Raw genomic sequence first — 16,922 nt, 5'->3', positions numbered from 1 at the left:
TATTGAATAACTATTAATAAAGGTTTTTTTGATGTTAAATAATGAAAAATAATACTTCAGACCCTTATTTTTGTTCTTAAACGGCACTAATTAACTAATTATTTGTCAATTAATAAATCTGAACCGTATAAAAAAATAAAAAAGTGTGAAATACCTGTAGGCATTGCTCACACTTTTTTATGATTTTGTTGTATATCTGTTGCCCAAAAGGGCAAGTTTATTCTGTTACTTCAAATATAAGCAATTAATTGGCCATTTCCGATAAGAATTTAATACGCATTAAACGTAATTCTTCTTCAGGATACTCGTCGCCGTCAAAAATCTTTTGTGCAGCACGGATATTATCGGTTTCAGCAGTCATAAAGTAGTCATAAATTTCTTCCTGGTGTTCTTCATCAACTACCTGATTAATATAATAATCAAGATTCAGGCGGGTACCCGAATAACAGATGTGTTCTATCTCTTCGATTAGTTCAGCCATTGTCAGATCTTTTGAATCTGCAATTTCATCAAGGTCAATCTTGCGGTCGATTTGCTGAATAATATAAATCTTGATTTTTGACTTATTAACGGCTGATTTTACAACTAAATCCTGTGTTGTTTCAATTTCGTTTTCTTCTACATATTTCGAAATCAACTCTAAGAATGGCTTTCCGAATTTCTGAACTTTCCCTAAACCAACGCCATTTATCTGAGCAAGGTCTTGCCCGGTAGTCGGATAGGTAGTTGCCATTTCTTCCAGCGAAGGGTCCTGGAAAACCACATAAGGCGGTACATTTTTTTCTTTCGCTATTTTTTTACGAAGTGCTTTCAGCAACTCAAATAAGGCTGAGTCAAAAGCACCACCACCACCTGAAGGGCCACCATTCATTGGCACATCATCATCGTCGCTACTTTCGGTATTTTCGTAGTTATGGTCTTCGGCAATCGTAATCGGATAAGAATCCTGAATAAATCCTTTTCCTTTTTCAGACAGCCTTACTACCCCATAAGCATTCTCTATATCTTTCTCAATATAGCCCAATGCCATCATCTGGCGCAGTATTGACACCCAATAATCGTTCGGTGTTCTTTTGTTATCAGTTTTCTTAGGCTTTTCGGCTTTCTTGGGTGGGTGCGATGGGCTTTTGGTTGCTACCGGCGCATCATCATCGTCATCATCAGAATCGTCGTCGGTTGCAACATCTAATTCTTCTTCTTCCTCATCGTCATCCTCTTCTTCATCTGTTTCAACAAACATGCCTTTGCCTTTGCCATATACCTCCAGCTTGTCGTGTTCATAGCTACGAATATAAGCATTAGCCGTATTGGCTGTCAGCACATCAGCAATGTGCTGAATATCGAATCTTTCGCCTACCTGTTGAATCGCTTTCAAAGCCAGTACGGCTTCGTCTTCTATTTTAAATTTCTTGGTTGGTTTCAGACAGTTATCACAAAAACCGCAATCTTTTTCAGCGTATTCGCCAAAATAACTTAATAACTGACGACGACGGCAGATACCTAAATTGGAATAAGCCACCATTTCCATCAATAAGGCTTTGGCATTATCTCTTTCGGTAACGGTTTTGTCTTTATTGAATTTCTCTAATTTCAGAATATCATCGAAACTATAGAACATCAGACAGTTACCCTCTAATCCGTCACGTCCGGCTCTTCCTGTTTCCTGATAATATCCTTCAAGAGATTTCGGCGCATCGTAATGAATCACAAACCGAACGTCAGGCTTATCAATACCCATTCCGAACGCAATCGTAGCTACAATTACATCAGCTTCTTCGTTCAGGAAGGCATCCTGATTTCTCATACGTGTATCAGCATCCAAACCTGCATGGTAGTGTAAAGCCTTCACGCCGTTTACGCTCAACAAATTCGCTATTTCTTCAACTTTTTTACGGCTCAGACAGTAAACAATACCCGATTTGCCTTTATTATTTAAGATATAGCGGATCAGCTGTTTCTTGGAATCTATTTTCGGACGAATCTCGTAATACAAATTCTTACGGTTGAACGACGATTTAAAAATCATCGCTTCATCCATATTCAGATTTTTCTTAATATCCTGCTGTACTTTTGGGGTAGCAGTAGCTGTAAGCGCAATAACCGGTAAATTCGGATTGATGTCGTCAATAATTCCTCTGATACGACGGTACTCAGGTCTGAAATCATGACCCCATTCAGATATACAGTGGGCCTCGTCAACTGCAACAAAAGAAAGATTGGCTTTTTGCAAAAACGATAGATTATCTTCTTTGGTAAGAGATTCTGGTGCAATATACAACAGGCGACACTCTCCACTTAGTACATCGTTCTTTACTTTGGTCATTTCCGCCTTATTCAGTGTCGAATTCAGAAACTGGGCGTTAATACCAAAGGCGGTCATCTGGTCAACCTGATTTTTCATCAAGGCAATGAGCGGGGAAATAACAATCGCTGTGCCATCGAGTACCATTGCCGGTAACTGATAGCATAGAGACTTCCCTGCTCCTGTGGGCATAATAACAAAAGTGTTTTTCCCTGACACTATGTTATGAATAATCACTTCCTGCTCGCCACGAAAAGCATCAAAACCAAAAATTTCTTTGAGTTTTTCTTTTAATGATTGTTTAATTATTGGTTCTACCATAAACGCAAAATTGCTGTACGGAAAATTTACAATATTTTTAAAAATAGGTCAGTATCTGAGCAATTTCATGTTGACTTCTTTGATGAAGCTATCATCAAATTCACCTATAAGTAATATTTTGCTGAGTAATGTTGCTGAGTTGACAGATTAATAATAGTTGGTTGAGATAATCGTCTGAACTACAGCCGGATAATTCTGATATTTATATGGTCAGCGCAATGAATTGCCTGAATTTTAGATACTATAAAAGTTTGAATTAATTTAAGGTAATTACTTAAGCCTTTGCTAAGATACTATTTTTTTGCTTGAGTTTTACAAATTTTTAATGCGGTTTTTTTTTAATAGATACATTCGGTGGTTTATAAAATGTTTTGTTGTAATTGGTTTTTTGCCTGCAAGGGTTTTTATACCCATTCCTCACTATTCTTTTGAGGCTTGCCAAACAAACGTTACTTTTGCAGACAAAATACCTTGTTTGAAAAAGTGAAGACGAAGTTAGAAAAAAATTTACAAAGCGTAGCGAAAAAAGTTTTGCAAGATGAGGCCGAAGCAATTCTTTCTTTGAAAAGTTATATTAATGAAGAATTTGAGTTGTGTGTAAGGGCTATTTTGGCCTCTAAAGGCAGACTTGTAGTAACAGGCATCGGGAAAAGTGCAATTATTGGTCAGAAAATTGTAGCTACTATGAACTCTACAGGCACACCTGCGCTCTTTATGCACGCAGCAGACGCCATACACGGAGATTTGGGCATGATACAGAAAGAAGACCTTGTATTGTGCATCTCAAAGAGTGGCGATACGCCCGAAATTAAGGTACTGGTGCCACTGTTGAAAATGCACGGAAACCAGATGATTGCTCTCGTAAGCAACGAAAAATCGTATCTGGCAACCCATGCTGATTTTGTGCTGAATGCGCACGTAGAAAGAGAGGCTTGTCCACTTAATTTAGCACCTACTACTTCTACTACTGCGGCTTTGGCATTAGGCGATGCCCTGGCTATATGCTTGTTAGAAATGAGAGGGTTTACCAGCACAGATTTTGCCCGGTACCATCCCGGCGGAAGTTTAGGCAAGAAAATGTATCTGAAAGTAAGTGATGTGCATCCGAATAATGCCTTGCCTAAAGTTGGCCCTGATGCCGATATTCATACAGTAATTCTCGAAATGACCTCAAAATTATTGGGGGCTACTGCTGTTACCAATGAAAACAATGAACTGTTAGGTATTATAACCGATGGCGATTTGCGAAGAATGTTGAACAAGCAACAGGATTTTACGACGCTGAAGGCAAAAGATATAATGACTACTACACCCAAAACTATTGCGCCTGATGAGTATGCAGTAAAGGCACTCTCTTTGATGCAGGAAAAGAATATTACCCAACTGGTAGTGGTGGAAGAGAATATCCTGATGGGCTTTGTGCATTTGCACGATTTATTGAAAGAGGGTTTGTTGTAAGAAATCTGATAGATTTTCTATCTTTGAAACGAACCTGATAACATTAGTCTTTATGCAACATAACGGAATCTATTATGACGGGCAGACTAGCCAGCCTCATCAAGCACATATTGAGGTATTTGGCAATTCGTTAAGTATCTATTACGACGAAAAGAAAGTAGTCTGGGCTATTTCTGAAATTGAATACGGTTCTTTTTCAGGAAAAGGTAAAACTATGTTGCAGTATGCGGTATTCCCTCATCAGTATTTAGAATACACTAACGATAGCTCTCTGGCACAGGCATTAAGCGGATATTTACCCAAACACACAAGCGGGCTGGCAGGTAGAACTAAAGAGTATAATGCTGTACTGAAAGCCGCTCTGATGGGTATTGCTATTTTTTCGGCTATTGCGGCAGTTATTTATTTTATACTATTGCCATTTGTAGCGTCTTTTATTGCCAGCAAGATTCCTGTATCGACAGAAATAGCTTTAGGCGAAAAATTCTATGAAAGTTTTATAGGCGACGCCGAAATTGATAAAGAGAAAACAAAACTGTTGAATGATTTTGCCCTTAAGATAGACTTTGAAACAATTTATCCTTTAAAATTTACAGTAGTTAAAGATAATCAGGTAAATGCCTTTGCTTTACCCGGAGGCAACGTAGTGGTATTTAGTGGTATTTTAGACAAAATTAAATCTTCTGAAGAATTGGCCGCTTTGCTTGCACACGAAGTTACGCATGTAAAAGAAAGACATTCGTTAAAAGGACTTGCTAGAAGTCTGACGGGCTCCTTACTTATCTCTGTAATTTTTGGCGATATGGGTTCTTTAGGGAGTGTGCTTGCCAGTCAGGCCGATGATATTTATCAGTTGGGTTTTTCGAGAGAGATGGAGAAAGAGGCAGATTTGGAAGGGTTGCAACTCATGTACCACAACCAATTAGACCCCCAAGGCATGATACACCTGATGGAGCGATTGCACGAAGAAGAACAAAAGCAGGGCAGTAGCAAAATGCTGGCCTATCTGAACTCGCACCCGATGACCGATGATAGAATTACCTATATCAGAGAGAATAGTGCAGGCAAAACAGGAACTGCTCATAAAGAACTGGATAGTGTCTGGGAAAAAATAGAGAATACGGTAGACAATAAATATTAGAATAATTATATTTTTGGAACAAATTTTGCTTGTTATTTCAACGCATATCCACTCACTAAATAATTGAAAAATTTAATGCTGAGGTTACAATAATTTTTATATATTTGTGTTTGATAGAAGAAAAGAAACTACCTAATCTTACTTGTAAATCATCCTTCAATCTGTTAAATAGCATAACAGATTTCTTTTAAAGTTTTTTAAAAGTGGATGACACTACTAATTCCTTTAATAGAAACGACCTCTAAGTTATAAAATCACCAAAAGTACAAAATAATAAGGCTGGGATAAGTATGTCCTGATTACGATACTATGCCATCCGGTTTTGTAGATAGGTGCAAACTGCTACATTTAAAAATCATTTTTTTTAAATTTTTATTTACTTAATTTCTATTAATTTGAATGAACTTTCCTTTATATGTGTTTCGAGGATTCCTTAGAATCCGACAGGAAGTAAATTTGTTAGTATTGATAGGCTTCTTTGGCATAAGTACCATTGGTAATGCCCAAAAAACAATAACTTTTGGTAAAGGGAATGCCACAAATGTAACAGTATCCTCTTCTTCCAATGCCAGTAACCAGACGGGTATCAAAACCCTGATGAGTTCTGGGTATCTGCCCAATAAAAATTCTGCCGCCAGATTGCTTTCTCAGGCAACCTTAGGTACTACCTACGCCGATATTGAGAGTGTGGCAACCCTTGGTGTTGAAAAATGGATTGACCAACAGTTTGCCTTGCCGAACTCTTTCAATCTGACTAATTATCTGCAGAACCTGCATCAGGCTACGACCGATTCATTAAGACGGACTGACCCTTCAAGGACAATTTATAATGTGGCCGTAAGCGATTGGATTTTTGATGTTACCTGGTTTCAGGGACACATGACTGCGCCGGATATTCTAAGATGGCGGGTAGCATTGGCTTTAAGTGAAATTTTTGTTACTTCCCGTATTTCTACTTTTGAGAATAACCCCTATGCGCTGGCAAGCTATTACGATATGTTATTAGAAAATAGTTTTACTAATTATCGTACCTTAATTGAGAAAATTACTTACCATCCTTCTATGGCGGTTTATCTGACCTACATGAACAACCATGCTACGGATAATAATAACGGAAAACTGAGTTTCCCCGACGAAAACTATGCCAGAGAGATTATGCAGTTATTTTCAATAGGCCTCTTTAAATTAAATCTTGACGGAACTGAAATGAAAGACGGAACCGGGAAGTCGATACCTACTTATGATAATAACGATATTGCCAACCTTGCAAAAGTATTCACGGGTTTATCCTGGGGCGATAGCCAATATTTAGGGGAGAGATATAAAGACTACTGGAGTTATACTAAAAAACTGAAATTCTATGCCGTTGACTCAAGTGATTATTATATAAGACCTTACCGCCGCCCAAACAATAGAATTGTGAATGGCCATGAAGTAGGTCCTAAAACTTTTTTAGGACAAACGATTCCTCAGAGACCTGTTGCACAGGGAGAATTGGATATTAAAGATGCTTTAGATATATTAGCTAACCACCCTAATACAGGCCCGTTTATCTCAAGAAGGCTTATTCAGCGTTTAGTGATGTCAAATCCGAGTCCGGCCTATATTCAACGGGTAGCTACTATTTTTAATAATAATGGCAGTGGTGTAAGAGGAGACCTGAAAGCGGTTATCAAAGCTATTCTGGTTGACCCCGAAGCCCGTGATTGTTGTAACAATGGTAATACCGAATTTGCAGGAGCTTTAAAAGAACCATTTATCAGATACACTAATCTGGTAAAAGGTCTGGAATTGACTGCTCAGGGTGGAAAATATCGGAACGCCATGAGAAGAGCTTATGACAAAATGGGGCAACTTCCATTAAATTCACCAAGTGTGTTTAATTTTTTCTCGCCTGATTATATACCTGATGGCCCATTAAAAACGGCAGTTAAATATGCGCCTGAATTTCAGACTCTGAACTCACAGACCTTAACCGGTTATCTGAATGCTATTAACAACTGGCTTATACACAACGATGCCGTTGAGTATTTCAGTTACTTTGGTGGTGAGACTTATAAGGTACAGGAAGATGCCAAATTTGATCATACTGCTGACTATCCTTTAACAAGAAACGACAGATTGACTCAACTACTGGATAAATATAACCTTATTTTAGCACATGGCCGACTATCAGAGGCAACACTGAATACCATTAAAAAAGCGCTGTTGGGCATGCCACTCAACATCACCAATGGTGTGATTAACGCCGACGATGCTACCAGAAGGATACGCATTGCCATATATTTAATAATGTCTTCACCGGATTATATGATTAATAAGTAAAAAGAAATGAATAGACGTGATTTCATCAAACAGTCAGGCTGTGCTGCTATGGGCGCAACTACCATGCTCAGTACGCTCACAAGTCTGGGTGCTGTCAATGGAGCAATCAGCCATAAAAAATTCTCAGAAGAAAACGCTGCTTTTAATGATTATAGAGCCTTGGTATGTGTATTGTTAGCCGGAGGTATAGACTCTTATAATGTATTAGTACCGAGAGGAACATCGGGAGCAGATATTGGTTATAACGAATATGCCGCTACAAGAGGTGATTTGGCCGTTCCTCAGGCCTCACTTTTAGCATTAAACAATCCACAGTGCACAGGTTTCAGAGGTTTCAATTGTAACTATGGGGCTTTTGGGATACATCCGGCTATGACGGGCATGCGTGATTTGTTCAATGCAGGGAAACTGGCATTTATGGCCAATGTAGGTACCCTGGTTGAGCCTATTACTTCTGCTGCGCAGTTTCAGAGTGGTATAAAAAAAGTACCGGAAGGCATTTACTCACACTCAGATCAGATTATGCAATGGCAAACTTCGGTTCCTCAAAGCCGCACGGCTCTTGGAGTAGGAGGTAGAATAGCCGAACTCTTAAATGCCAGCAATACAAACGATAAGATTTCAATGAATATCTCTCTGAGCGGAAAGAACTCCTTCCAGGCCGGAGATACAGTATCAGAATACTCAATCAGTAATAATATAACACCTGCTGCCATAGGGCTTGAGTCTGTGCCTACCTGGTGGAACAACGCCGGACTGGTAAACGAACTGAGAGACGCCGCAATTGATAGCCTGGTTGGGCAAACCTATGCCAACTTATTGCAACAAACCTATTCAGGCATAACAAAGAGCGCCATTGCGTCTTACGATATTTTTAAAGATGCAGTTAGAAGAGTACCAAGTTTTGCTACCCAGTTTCCGACAACCTCTTTAGGGAACGACTTATCCGCCGTGGCAAAGGTGATGAGTGTAAGAAATAATCTGGGAGCTAAGAGACAGATTTTCTTTATCACCTATGGCGGTTGGGATATGCACGATAACCTTGAAGGAGGAATGAATCAGAAACTGCCTGTAGTAAGCAATGCACTCAAGGCTTTTTATGATGCCACAGTAGAGTTGGGTATAGCAGATAAAGTTACCACATTTACCATTTCAGATTTTGCCCGTACAGTTACTTCTAATGGTTTAGGCTCAGACCACGGTTGGGGAGGTAATTCTATGGTAATGGGCGGAAGTGTAAAGGGTGGGAAAATTTATGGAGCTTACCCAAGCATGAATCTAACAGATAATACGCAAAGTATTTCTTTCAGAGGAAACTTCCTTCCGGCAGTTTCTACTGATGAATTATATGCAGAAATGGCTCTTTGGTATGGTGTAAGCCCGGCAGATTTATGTTATGTATTACCTAATCTGAGCAATTTTTATAGCTATACTCCAAATAACTATCCGATAGGATTTATGAATTTTAATGGTACCACCATTTCAACCGACGACAGACCTCAGACCTGTTTAACCTACTAAGCAAGTGAAGATAACTTTTAAAATAGTATTACTGTTATTTGTTTTGGCTATCTCGGCAGCTACCGTCAAGGGACAAGGCTGCGTAGGTCCTGCCGGACAGGTAAAATGGGGTTATTGGGGAAATTTTGTTTTATTCGACTATGTAGACCTGGAAGATTTATCTGTTTTGGATACTTATCCTGACAGACCGGATGCCACACAGATATTAAACTCTTTAAGGTCACCCATTAATCATACCGATTATTATGCAGGTATGATAAGAGGCTTTATAAAAGTTCCTACTACCGATAGTTATATCTTCAATCTCACAAGCGATGATAAAGGCTTGTTCTTTTTAAGTACCGACCAGTCTCCGGCAAACAAAGTTAAAAGAGCCGAAGTAACGACATTGACATTGATTGACCAGCATACAAAAGAAGCCGGACAAACTTCTGCAAGCATACAATTGGTAGGAGGGCAGTATTACTACTTTGAAATGTATAATTTTGAAGGAAGAGCCGACGACCACATGACTTTATTCTGGAAAAAAGCTTCTACTCCCAATGCTCCCTGGGCAATTGTTGGCGAACCATTTATTTATGAATATATCTGTGGGCAGGTTTGCCCCGACAGAGGCACACCCTGTAATGATAACAATGCTGCTACAACCGACGACAAACAGGACGGCTTATGCAATTGTGTGGGCGTATATGCTACGGCTAACACTTGTGTAGGAGAAAGAGGATTGGTAGAGGCCTATTATTACGATAATATTACGGGTAGTTTTGTTGAACCCGATTTAATTAATGCCCCTAAATTTCCGCTATCACCTGATAGAAAAGAAAAACTGCCGGCCATTGCAGGACCAACTCCGGCTAATCCTATTAATGCAACCGAACGCTATGGAACATTAGTGCAGGGCTTTATTACTGTACCTGTTACAGGCACTTATGAGTTTAACCTTACGGGTGATAATCAGACTTTCTTTTACCTGAGTAACAATGATGCCATTCAGAATAAAAACGATAATAAAGCAGACGTTACGCAAAGCATGGGAATAACAGACCATAATAAATATGCGAGCCAGAACATAGGGCCTATGACCCTCGAAAAAGGCAAATATTACTATTATGAAATCAGGCATAAAGAGAATACCAATGTTGACCACTTTAATGTGTACTGGAAAACCCCTTATCATGCCTCAAGAGTATGGAAAAGAGTGCCTGCTTTTTATCTTTTCGATTATAAATGCGAGGTTTCCTGTATTCCGGCCGGAACAGCCTGTAATGATAATAATCCCTTTACTAATGATGATAAATACAACAATAGTTGTGAGTGTGTAGGCACACCCTGTTCAGGGCCTGATTGTGATGATGAATCGGCAAGGTATAAGGTTTATGACTCGTGTAGCCCGACAGATAATCTTACAACTTTGGCAGATGCTGCGTGGGTTTCGTGCGGTACGCTTAAACCTAATCCTAATCCGGCACGTGCTGCCAATAAAAACTGGATTATGTATGATTTCTCAGAACGTTATAAGTTTTTAGACAGTAGAGTATGGAATTTTAATGTAACAGGTGAAACCAATAAAGGGTTTAAAAGTGTAACCGTCGATTACTCGTTAGATGGTACAACCTGGCAGGCTTTAGGGGCTACTTATACCTGGCCACAGGCACCCGGCAATGCCGATTATGCAGGTTTTATAGGACCCAACTTTAATGAAATAAAGGCACGCTATATTCTTATCTCGGCTGTGAATAACTGGGGCAATGCCACCTGTTCAGGCTTTAGTAAAATTACCTTTAATGCGGCTGTATGTAAGCCTGCAGGTACTGCCTGTGACGATGGCGACCCATTGACAAGAGACGATAAGTTTGATAATAACTGTAATTGTAAAGGCATTAGCCTTAATTGTGCCAGCGATACCCTTAAATTAGACCGCTCGCCTTTAGCTGATGGCGACTATAAGGCCATTAAAGCGATTTCGGCACAAAGCCTTGTGCCTGCTACAAAAGATATTTCGTTCAGTGCAGGCAATAGTATTGTATTGCTACCCGGTTTTGAAGTAAAAAATACAGCTACATTCAAGGCAGATATTGCCAACTGTTTGCAACAGGCTTTTCTGAATAACGAAAAAGCAACAAGCGCAACTAAGGATAATGCGGTAACAGAATTCGGGACAGACAGCACTGAAATTGCCAGATTAAAGAAAATTATTTTCAGGCTTAACGAACCGGGATACGTAAAACTGAAGCTAAAAGACAATGACGAGAAGGAAATAGTAACACTGATAGATAGTTATTATGAGAATCTCGGAACACAAATAAAATTACTACCCACTAATAAGCTCGCTAAAGGTTTGTACTGGATAGAACTTGAAGTTTCCGGTAAAATATTAAAAGAACAACTGGAAATTAAAGAGTAGCTACCGTCAGGCCGGATTAATAGATTACCCTATATTATTGCTTTTAACTTTTGTCAGGATAAGCAATAATCATTACAAGAAAATACACGAGAATGAAAACACGTTTACTGTTAGTAGTAGTTACTCTGCTTTCTTCAATAATTTCTGTTCAGGCACAAGACTGTATTGGAACTGCCGGACAGGTTAAGTGGAGTTATTGGGATAAGTTTACTACTTTTCCTGAAATGAGTGATTTATCGGTGCTGGAAAACTTTCCGAGCAGACCCGATGGCTCTTCTATTTTAGGTTCATTGGCCGCTCCTGTAAATTATACCGATTATTACGCCGGAATGATCAGGGGTTTCATAAAAGTTCCGACGACGGCAAATTACATTTTTAATCTTACGAGTGACGACAGAGGCTTTTTTTATCTGAGTACAAATCAGTCTCCGGCAAACAAAGTGAAAAGAGCCGAGGTTCTCAGTTATACAGGCGTAGATGAACATAACAAAGAGGCCGGACAAACGTCTGCAAGTATCCAGTTAGTAGGGGGGCAATACTATTATTTTGAATTGTATAACTTTGAAGGAGGCGGGGGCGACCATCTTTCCTTATCCTGGAAAAAGGTTTCAACGCCAGATGCACCGTGGGCAATTGTCGATTTCAATTATATTTTTGAATATGCCTGCGGTCAGGTATGCCCCGAAAGAGGAACTCCGTGCAATGATGGCAACGAAGCTACTACAAACGACCAGGAAGATGGTTTTTGTAACTGTGTAGGTATTGCACCAACAGCCAATGCCTGCGTAGGCGAAAGAGGACTGATAGAAGCCTACTATTATGATGATATTACCGGAAGCGCCGTTGAAAACGACCTGATAGATTCTCCTAAATTCCCTTTATCGCCTGATAGAAGAGAAAAACTCAAAGGTGCTTATGGACCATTACCAACTTCACCCAATTACGCCAAAGATTATTATGGAACGCTGGTACAAGGTTTTCTGACCGTACCCGTAACTGGTAATTATGAGTTTAATATTACCGGAGACAACCAGACTTTTTTCTTTTTGAGTAGCAATGATTCCATAGAGAATAAGCAGGCACATCAGGCATTGGTGATGTATGGCGTAGATGAAACAGAACATAACAACTCTGTTTTTCAGACAATTGGGCCTACTTATTTAGAAAAAGGCAAATACTATTATTTCGAGTTCAGAAATAAGGAAAACAACTGGCGAGACCATTTTAATCTCTACTGGAAAACCTCATTCCATGAAAACAGGGTTTGGAAAAGAGTTCCGTCATTTTATCTTTTTGATTACAAGTGCGAGGTATCCTGTATTGCACAAGGTACGCCGTGCGATGATGATAATCCTTTTACAAACGATGATAAAATTAATGGTACCTGCGATTGTGTAGGAACGCCTTGTTCGGGGCCTGACTGCGACGATGCTTCGGCAAGATATAAAGTCTATGATTCCTGTAGCCCTACCGATAACCTCACTACGCTTTCTGAGGTTGCATGGGTTTCCTGTGGTACGCTCAAACCCAATCCTAATCCGGCACGTGCTGCCAATAAAAACTGGATTATGTATGATTTCTCAGACCGTTACAGATTTCAGGATTCAAGAGTATGGAATTATAATGTTACAGGCGAAACCAATAAAGGATTCAGGAGTGTTTATGTCGATTATTCGTTAGATGGTACAATCTGGCAGTCTTTAGGTGCCACTTATACCTGGCCACAAGCACCCGGCAATGCAGACTATGCAGGTTTTACGGGTCCTAATTTTAATAATATGAAGGCTCGTTATATTCTTATTTCAGCCATTAATAACTGGGGCGATGCTACTTGTTCGGGCTTTAGTAAAATTACTTTTAATGCCAAACAATGCGAGAGTGAAGGCACTGCCTGTGACGATGGCGACCCACTTACACAATACGATAAATTTGATAACGATTGCAATTGTAAGGGTATTAATATTAATTGTGCCAGCGATTCGATTAAATTAGACCGCTCACCTATCAGTAACGGAACTTTTAAGGCAATTAAAGGTATTGCCTCTCAGAGTCTGGTGCCAACCACCCGTGATATTTCTTTTAGCGCAGGTAACAGCATTGTTTTATTGCCTGGCTTTGAAGTAAATGCCAGTGCGGTTTTTAAAGCTGATATTGCCGATTGTGTGCAACAGGCCTTTGCCAATAACAACAAAGAAAGAGTAAATAATGCCACAGACGATAAGTCGGTAACAGAGTTTTCGACAGATAGTACTGAAACCAATAAACTGAAAAAGATTGTTTTCAGGATTAATAAACCCGGGTATGTAAAACTTAAGCTGAAAGATAAAAGCGAAAATGTAGTGGTAAGTATTATAGACCGTTATTTTGAGAACCTTGGTACACAGATAAAATTATTGCCGACCAACAAGTTACCAAAAGGAATCTACTGGATAGAATTAGCATATGCGGGTAAAGTACTTAGAGAGCAGTTAGACTTAACAAAATAGCTTTAGCAACGTAGTTTTCATACGCACAATAAGGGATTAAGGGCAACTTTAATCCCTTATTTAGTAAATAGCCTTATTGGTAAGTACCGAAAAAACTATACCGGATAGTAAAATAGTTTAGCCGTTTCTTGCGTTTTATTTCAATATTGGTAGTATTTTGCTGTCGAATAATTCCTTTTGCTCTTCAAAATGTGACTAATGCAATGAAAAAACTAAGATTTTTATTGTTTTGCATTTCAATAAGCCTTTTCTCTACGCAGGCATTTGCTCAACTACCCCAGGATTATACTGCCATTATTAAAACAAATGTATTAATCTTTAAAGACATACAACAATGGGCATTGTTAATAGAAACAAATACAAAAAAGCCTAAGCAAACCAATAATTATACTATAGGTTACAATCAGCTTTCAGATGATAGAACTGGTTATTATGCAAGCTATGCCAGAAGGTTTTATTTCCCCTTTTTATTTGAGCAGTTATATTTCTTCGGGTCTCCTTACGGAAAAGTCATATACAGGGATGTAAATAGTGATGGTTTCTGGTATTTTGGTGGACCTCGGTTTCAGTCTGCATCTATAAGTGCCGGAGGAAATTTAGGTATACAAGCAATTCAGTTCAAGAGAATGTCTATTGAGTTTCTGACTGGAATTGGTTTGGGAGTTGTTTGTTGGAAACAAAAATATTCGGGTGATGCACTGCCTGTGCATCTTGACGGGCAGCTAATGATTAATTTAGGATATATGTTTTAACTATTTGGAACTATGAAGCTACTACTCATTTTTTTTGCTTTAACCATAAGTCTATCGGGTTGCTCATTTTTTGATTCTCTTTTACCCAGAGGAAAGTTTTTTTGTAAAATAGATGGAGAGAATTTCAAACCAAGAAAAGATGATGCACCAGTTGGGGGTATTGGAGCAAGTCCAATTAGAAGATATTTGAATCTAAAAGATACTTTATTCACAATTTATGTTGATGGTGAAAATCAATCTATTGGTTTAACGCTGAAAGCACGTTCATTAGATAAAATTAATGTAGGGAAATATTTACTTAAAAATAATAATAAAAATAGCCACGCAATTTTTAACCCAGACAGACGTGCACACAAGCAAGAGATAATATATTCAAAAAATGGATATATTAATGTTACAAAATCCGAAGGGTTCAAAATTTCAGGCACATTTGAATTTACAACTGAAATTAACAATAGAGCCTGGAAAGAGTACAAAATAACAAAAGGGCAGTTTAACGAACTTTAATACTGACACAATGAAACTGCGATTCATTTCTTTCATATTATCAATAAGTCTATCGGGCTGTTCATTTCTTGATTCTCTTTTACCCAAAGAAGAATTCTTTTGTAGAGTAAATGGCGAAAAATTCAGACCTGAAAAAGATGATTCTCCTGTTGGAGGCATTGGGTCTGACCCTTTAAAAGTTTCTTGGAATAGACAAAGTAAAAATTTAAGCATTTATGTTAGAGGAAAAGGAAAACTCGTTGGTTAAAACTATTAATGCCTAATTCAGAAATTGAAATTGGAAAATACCAGTTGACTAACAATAAACTATTAAATGTCGGATTATTTAGTCCTAATAACAATAGCTCGTTCCCAACTGATTTAATCTCAGAAATAGGCGAAGTAAACATCACAAAGATAGATGGTTACAATTTGTCGGGTACTTTCTTTTTTACATGTAAAGAGTACAAGATAACTAAAGGAGAATTTAACGATATTTCTTATTACTGATGTGTTGATGAAAAAAGTGCTATTCAATCATAAAGCTTCAATTTTTATGAAAGCCATGATTTTAACATGCTTTTTGTGTTTTCTGCTCACAGGCTCTTCATTTCTTGATTCTCTTTTACCCAAAGAAGAATTCTTTTGTAGAGTAAATGGCGAAAAATTCAGACCTGAAAAAGATGATTCTCCTGTTGGAGGCATTGGGTCTGACCCTTTAAAAGTTTCTTGGAATAGACAAAGTAAAAATTTAAGCATTTATGTTAGAGGAAAAGGAAAACTCGTTGGTTAAAACTATTAATGCCTAATTCAGAAATTGAAATTGGAAAATACCAGTTGACTAACAATAAACTATTAAATGTCGGATTATTTAGTCCTAATAACAATAGCTCGTTCCCAACTGATTTAATCTCAGAAATAGGCGAAGTAAACATCACAAAGATAGATGGTTACAATTTGTCGGGTACTTTCTTTTTTACATGTAAAGAGTACAAGATAACTAAAGGAGAATTTAACGATATTTCTTATTACTGATGTGTTGATGAAAAAAGTGCTATTCAATCATAAAGCTTCAATTTTTATGAAAGCCATGATTTTAACATGCTTTTTGTGTTTTCTGCTCACAGGCTCTTCATTTCTTGATTCTCTTTTACCCAAAGAAGAATTCTTTTGTAGAGTAAATGGCGAAAAATTCAGACCTGAAAAAGATGATTCTCCTGTTGGAGGCATTGGGTCTGACCCTTTAAAAGTTTCTTGGAATAGACAAAGTAAAAATTTAAGCATTTATGTTAGAGGAAAAGGAAAACTCGTTGGTTAAAACTATTAATGCCTAATTCAGAAATTGAAATTGGAAAATACCAGTTGACTAACAATAAACTATTAAATGTCGGATTATTTAGTCCTAATAACAATAGCTCGTTCCCAACTGATTTAATCTCAGAAATAGGCGAAGTAAACATCACAAAGATAGATGGTTACAATTTGTCGGGTACTTTCTTTTTTACATGTAAAGAGTACAAGATAACTAAAGGAGAATTTAACGATATTTCTTATTACTGATGTGTTGATGAAAAAAGTGCTATTCAATCATAAAGCTTCAATTTTTATGAAAGCCATGATTTTAACATGCTTTTTGTGTTTTCTGCTCACAGGCTCTTCATTTCTTGATTCTCTTTTACCCAAAGAAGAATTCTTTTGTAGAGTAAATGGCGAAAAATTCAGACCT

Annotated in this window: 15 protein-coding genes; 14 read left to right on the top strand and 1 reads right to left on the bottom strand. The window is 38.1% G+C overall.

The window, feature by feature from the left end:
• Positions 1-244: 244 nt before the first annotated feature.
• Complete coding sequence (locus EWM59_RS23760) at positions 245-2,623, bottom strand: RecQ family ATP-dependent DNA helicase (protein ID WP_130023743.1); 2,379 nt, start codon at positions 2,621-2,623, stop codon at positions 245-247.
• Between the two features lie 483 nt (positions 2,624-3,106).
• Here EWM59_RS23760 and EWM59_RS23755 point away from each other — a divergent pair, with 483 nt between their 5' ends.
• The 14 genes from EWM59_RS23755 to EWM59_RS23690 all read left to right on the top strand — a co-directional run bounded on the left by EWM59_RS23755 (position 3,107) and on the right by EWM59_RS23690 (position 16,756).
• The gene (locus EWM59_RS23755) at positions 3,107-4,081 is read left to right on the top strand and encodes a KpsF/GutQ family sugar-phosphate isomerase (RefSeq protein WP_130023742.1); all 975 of its coding nucleotides are present in this window, start codon (positions 3,107-3,109) and stop codon (positions 4,079-4,081) included.
• Between the two features lie 52 nt (positions 4,082-4,133).
• Complete coding sequence (locus EWM59_RS23750; RefSeq protein ID WP_130023741.1) at positions 4,134-5,222, top strand: M48 family metallopeptidase; 1,089 nt, start codon at positions 4,134-4,136, stop codon at positions 5,220-5,222.
• A 399-nt stretch (positions 5,223-5,621) separates the two neighbouring features.
• Positions 5,622-7,547: a DUF1800 domain-containing protein gene (locus EWM59_RS23745; protein ID WP_130023740.1), complete on the top strand. Its 1,926-nt coding sequence runs from the start codon at positions 5,622-5,624 to the stop codon at positions 7,545-7,547.
• A gap of 6 nt (positions 7,548-7,553) precedes the next feature.
• The gene (locus EWM59_RS23740; protein WP_130023739.1) at positions 7,554-9,068 is read left to right on the top strand and encodes a DUF1501 domain-containing protein; all 1,515 of its coding nucleotides are present in this window, start codon (positions 7,554-7,556) and stop codon (positions 9,066-9,068) included.
• 4 nt (positions 9,069-9,072) lie between these two features.
• On the top strand, positions 9,073-11,472 hold the full coding sequence (locus EWM59_RS23735; protein ID WP_130023738.1) for a PA14 domain-containing protein: 2,400 nt from the start codon (positions 9,073-9,075) through the stop codon (positions 11,470-11,472).
• A gap of 92 nt (positions 11,473-11,564) precedes the next feature.
• The gene (locus tag EWM59_RS23730) at positions 11,565-13,958 is read left to right on the top strand and encodes a PA14 domain-containing protein (protein ID WP_130023737.1); all 2,394 of its coding nucleotides are present in this window, start codon (positions 11,565-11,567) and stop codon (positions 13,956-13,958) included.
• 203 nt (positions 13,959-14,161) lie between these two features.
• The gene (locus EWM59_RS23725) at positions 14,162-14,710 is read left to right on the top strand and encodes a hypothetical protein (protein WP_130023736.1); all 549 of its coding nucleotides are present in this window, start codon (positions 14,162-14,164) and stop codon (positions 14,708-14,710) included.
• Between the two features lie 12 nt (positions 14,711-14,722).
• Positions 14,723-15,217 carry a DUF6252 domain-containing protein gene (locus tag EWM59_RS23720; RefSeq protein ID WP_130023735.1) on the top strand — a complete coding sequence of 165 codons (495 nt, stop codon included), beginning with the start codon at positions 14,723-14,725 and terminating at the stop codon, positions 15,215-15,217.
• 10 nt (positions 15,218-15,227) lie between these two features.
• A complete protein-coding gene (locus EWM59_RS23715; protein WP_130023734.1) occupies positions 15,228-15,464 on the top strand; it encodes a hypothetical protein in 237 nt (78 codons plus the stop codon).
• Positions 15,465-15,472: 8 nt separating this feature from the next.
• Positions 15,473-15,706, top strand: a complete 234-nt coding sequence (locus tag EWM59_RS23710; RefSeq protein WP_130019897.1) for a DUF6252 domain-containing protein — start codon at positions 15,473-15,475, stop codon at positions 15,704-15,706.
• A 46-nt stretch (positions 15,707-15,752) separates the two neighbouring features.
• Entirely contained in the window at positions 15,753-15,989 is a 237-nt protein-coding gene (locus EWM59_RS23705) for a hypothetical protein (RefSeq protein WP_165372105.1), read from the top strand.
• An 8-nt stretch (positions 15,990-15,997) separates the two neighbouring features.
• Complete coding sequence (locus EWM59_RS23700) at positions 15,998-16,231, top strand: DUF6252 domain-containing protein (RefSeq protein ID WP_130019897.1); 234 nt, start codon at positions 15,998-16,000, stop codon at positions 16,229-16,231.
• Positions 16,232-16,277: 46 nt separating this feature from the next.
• Entirely contained in the window at positions 16,278-16,514 is a 237-nt protein-coding gene (locus EWM59_RS23695) for a hypothetical protein (RefSeq protein WP_165372105.1), read from the top strand.
• An 8-nt stretch (positions 16,515-16,522) separates the two neighbouring features.
• Positions 16,523-16,756, top strand: coding sequence for a DUF6252 domain-containing protein (locus tag EWM59_RS23690; RefSeq protein WP_130019897.1), 234 nt, complete (start codon positions 16,523-16,525; stop codon positions 16,754-16,756).
• The last annotated feature ends 166 nt before the right edge of the window (positions 16,757-16,922 follow it).

Origin of the sequence: Emticicia agri, from assembly GCF_004168285.1 — a bacterium.
Classification (GTDB): domain Bacteria; phylum Bacteroidota; class Bacteroidia; order Cytophagales; family Spirosomataceae; genus Emticicia; species Emticicia agri.
This window is presented reverse-complemented; position numbering and strand designations above follow the sequence as displayed.